The sequence below is a fragment of the Trebonia sp. genome (genome assembly GCF_049794275.1).
Taxonomy (GTDB): domain Bacteria; phylum Actinomycetota; class Actinomycetes; order Streptosporangiales; family Streptosporangiaceae; genus Trebonia.
On record NZ_JBARCR010000758.1, the window covers coordinates 1 to 2,865 of the forward strand.

General features: G+C 67.7%; 3 protein-coding genes. 2 read left to right on the plus strand and 1 reads right to left on the minus strand.

The genetic code is table 11. From position 1 onward, the window contains the following. Together WA805_RS19775 and WA805_RS19780 are read left to right on the plus strand one after the other, a co-directional pair. The coding region (locus WA805_RS19775) for an ABC transporter ATP-binding protein (RefSeq protein WP_425243072.1) at positions 1-782 on the plus strand (782 nt) is incomplete at its 5' end. 77 nt (positions 783-859) lie between these two features. Next, positions 860-1,732 (plus strand): ABC transporter substrate-binding protein, encoded by an 873-nt coding sequence (locus WA805_RS19780; RefSeq protein ID WP_422323106.1) that lies wholly within the window; start codon positions 860-862, stop codon positions 1,730-1,732. 153 nt (positions 1,733-1,885) lie between these two features. Here the strand turns inward: WA805_RS19780 and WA805_RS19785 are convergent. Next, positions 1,886-2,865, minus strand: a 980-nt coding sequence (locus tag WA805_RS19785) for an HNH endonuclease (protein WP_425243073.1), incomplete at its 5' end; no start/stop codon positions are given.

The following is a 2,865-nucleotide window of genomic DNA, read 5'->3' on the forward strand; positions in this document are numbered from 1 at the left end:
CGTGGAGGCATACCTTGTCGGCTGAGCACCACACGGGGTCGGCTGACGACGTGTCTCGCGGCGCTGGCCTCACCGCGACCGGAGTGACCGCCGGCTACGGCGGCGACCCGGTGATCCGCGGCATCACCGTGCGCGTCGAGCCCGGTCAGATCGTGTCCCTCGTCGGCGCCAACGGTTCGGGCAAGAGCACCCTGCTCAAGAGCCTGGTCGGCGTTGTGCGGGTCAGCGCCGGCGCGGTCACGGTCGGGGACCGGGACGTGACGAACCGGCCGCCGGAGGAGGTCGCGCGGGCAGGCGTCGGCTACGTGCCGCAGGTCGACGACGTGTTCGCCCCGCTCACCGTGCGGGAGAACCTCGAGATGGGCGGCTACCTGCTGCGCCCGAAGGAGGTCAAGCCCAGGATCGACCACGTGGTCACGGTCTTCCCGCGGCTGGCCACGATGCTGGCCAGGCCGGCCGGCAAGCTCAGCGGCGGCGAGCGGAAGATGCTGGCCATGGGCCGCGTGCTGATGCTCGAGCCGTCGGTGTTCCTGCTGGACGAGCCGACCGCCAACCTCGCGCCGGCCATCGCCCGCTCCCTGCTCGAGGACCACGTCCGCAGCCTCGCCCAGGGCGGCGCCGCAGTCCTGATCGTCGAGCAGCGCGCCCGCGCGGTGCTGGCCATCTCCGACCACACGTACGTCCTCGCCGGCGGCGAGGTCCGCATGGAAGGCACCCCGGCCGAACTGGCCGGCACCCCGGCCTTCGTCGAATCATTCCTCGGCGGCACCGTCACCCGCTGACCATGAGCCGTCACCTTTGACCATTGCCTCGGATTACGAGATAATTTGGCCTCATCAGGCGCTTAGGGAGGCCCCGGATGGCACTGAAGATCATGCCGCACGGTCGGTTGCAGGAATGGGTCGCAGAGGAGAAGGGCTTCTTCACGGCCGAGGGGCTGGACTACAGCTTCATAATCACCGGTGACTACGGATTGATCTCCGTACGGCGCGACGAGGCCGGGGAGATCAAGACCGGCGCGTTCGAGACGTTCGGCGCCGGGCGCAGCGGTGCCGATGTGAGCTGCGCCTGCCACTGGGCCACGAACGCCGCCGCGCGCGAGGGGAGCGGCCAGCTGGTGACCACGGCCTACTCGGTGGCGCCCTGCGCCATCGTGGTGCCGCCCGAGTCGCCGGTCCGCCGCCCCGAGGACCTGGCCGGGGTGCCGATCGGAGTGGGCTACCACTCCGGGAGCCACTTCGCCGCGCTGCAGGCCCTCGAGCCCGTGCTCACCCCCGACGAGCTGACGCTCACCTTCCAGGGGCCGCCTAACGAGCGCCTGGACGCCCTGCTCGAGCGGCAGGTCCCGGCGGCCGTGACGTGGGGAGTGCCGCTCTACATCGCCCAGGCCTTCGGCTTCCGCACGGTCGTGGACTCGACGTTCATGATCGGGTTCCTAGTGACCGGCCGCGAGGCGACCAAGGCCGACGTGGAGAAGTACCTGGCGGCCCTGAAGCGGGCGCAGATGGAGATCGATCTTCACCCGGAACTCTACAAGCACTACCACCTGCGGACCGTCCCGGAGAAATACCGGGAGCAGGTCGACGTGCGGGCGTTCGGGACCGGCGAGCGCATCGTCTTCCTGCCCTACACCAGGGAAGTCTTCACCCAGACCCAGGAATGGACAGAGGCCCACCGGCTCTTCGACGCGGTGTCCGCTCAGGCCGGATACGACGAGGCTGCCCTGACCTGAGGCCAGCGAGGAGCGCGCCACGAACGCGATGCTGGTGTCCCCGCGCTGACGACTGGCGGTGTGGCCCACAGCGCCAATAGGTTCGCGCCTGTGGGCCACACCGCCAATCCAGACCCGCCTCCTTTATCTACGACGGCACACGCACCAAGGCGGTCATGACGCTTTGAAAACCGTGTCGATGTGCCATTGCAGGAATTCGCGTTGGGGCCGATCGATCTTTCGGTCTGGTAGCTCGATGACCTCGCCGGCTTTGGCGTAGAACCGCTCGCCGTTGCCGAATTCGCCGCGTAGGCGCGGGCTGACCAGCAGGCGGTAATTGTCATCGATCGCGAGGTAGCCGCGGTCGAACATCGTGTGGACGTCGCTGCGCAGCAGCAGTCCGTTGTCGATGCGGTGCTCACCACCCTCCGTGACTGGCCGGATGTGCGCCGCCTGCAGCACGGGACGGATCTTGGTCTGGGTAATCGCACAGTGCCCGTGATACGCCTCAAGCACCACAGCCTGGAAGGACTGCTGCCCGAGTCGGTACGGCGCGAGCCGCGGATCGCCGAACACCGGTCCCGCCTTATGCCAGGGCTGGCTGAAGTCGATCTCGATCGCCTTGCCGAGGACAAGTTGCAGGAGATCGCCGAAATACCGTGAGACCCGGACGTCGGCCATGTCGTAGCTCTTACCCTGCACGATATTCAGGGCGAACCCCGGCGGGGGATCGTACGCCATGCCGTCAGGGAAGAAGGTCACGTCCCGGACGAAGACGCAGCCGATTTCCGGATCTTCGCTCGGTGCTATGGGCTCTCGCCGGTAGCGGGCGATGCGCGTTCGCATCTCATTGAGGCTGGCGACCCCATTCGCGAGCCCGAACATCTGCCATGCCTCGGACATGCGCAGTGCGGCGAAGCCACTGTAGAAGCCGCCGCCCACGACCCGGTTGTGCGGTGCGTGCGTCTTGAAGAAAAATGGCTCACCCTCCGCCAGCGCGTGGAATCCGCGGCCACCTCCCGGGCGCCAGAAGTTAACCTCGGCCGCGGAGACGTCAGGACGGTCCGCCAGGAAGCGATACCAGTCGCCGTCCGTCACCCCCACGTATCCGCGCACGGACGTATTCTGCTCCGATCGCGTCGCGTGCGAGTGGC

Coding starts and splice junctions, on each gene's coding strand:
- WA805_RS19780 (WP_422323106.1), top strand. CDS start 860: ATGGCACTGAAGATCATGCCGCACGGTCGGTTGCAGGAATGGGTCGCA.